At 59.0% G+C, this 803-nt stretch carries 1 pseudogene; it reads right to left on the reverse strand.

Annotated features, from left to right (window positions below):
* Window positions 1-803, reverse strand: a pseudogene (locus DDR33_RS26225) (hypothetical protein); the annotation flags it as partial.

Raw genomic sequence — 803 nt, forward strand, 5'->3', positions numbered from 1 at the left:
CCCAGTTCGTTGTATTCGTACTGGGCCGGTACGGCCCGGGATACGGTTACTCCGTCACTGCCGGTGATGCTTTGCCTTTGCTGCCGCTTGCGCCCCATGTGGTCGTAGCTGTACTGCGAGGTCTGGCTGTACTGAAGGCCGGTGGTATTGTAGTGCTTTTGGGTGCTTTGAACCAGCTGACCGGTGAAGCTGTAACGGTTCTCGGTGATCTCGTATTTGCCGGGGGCGGTACTGCCGCCCTGGCTGTGCTGGCGGATAGTCTTCACTTCTCTTCCGTCCAGATCGTAGTGGCTGACGGTGAGCTGGTACATACTGCTGCCGGTGACATTGACCAGGCTGCCGGTCTGAAGGCCGGTGGGCTGCTGGTAGATCGTGTCAACGCTGGCAGGCGGGGCGGCAAAAACGCTGGTATTGGGGTTGATGCCGGACAGGGAAAGGTAGTCGTAGCGGTCGTAATAGTTTACGGCATAGACTTTCCCGATGGTCTGCGGATAGCTCTGGTTGCTGTAGCCGTAGTTGCTGCTGCCGCCCTGGTAGCTCTCCCACAGGGTGCCGGTCTGGGCATTGACGGCTGCCTGAACGGTCTGCTGGTTTCCTGAAAGGGTGACTTCCCCGCTCATTACGACCCGGCCCATGGCGTCGTACTTAGTGAACAGCCAGATCCCGGCGCTGCGCTGGAGGGCATCCTGGCTGAGCACCACCTGGTCCAGCTTGTTGTAGACCAGGTATTCCCAGCCTTTGCCGGGGACTTTCTTTTCTTTCAGCCGCTTGCGGCTGTCGTAGTGGTAGCCGTACACGAAGTT

It is taken from the genome of Pararcticibacter amylolyticus, assembly GCF_003130405.1.
GTDB classification, from domain to species: Bacteria; Bacteroidota; Bacteroidia; order Sphingobacteriales; family Sphingobacteriaceae; genus Arcticibacter; species Arcticibacter amylolyticus.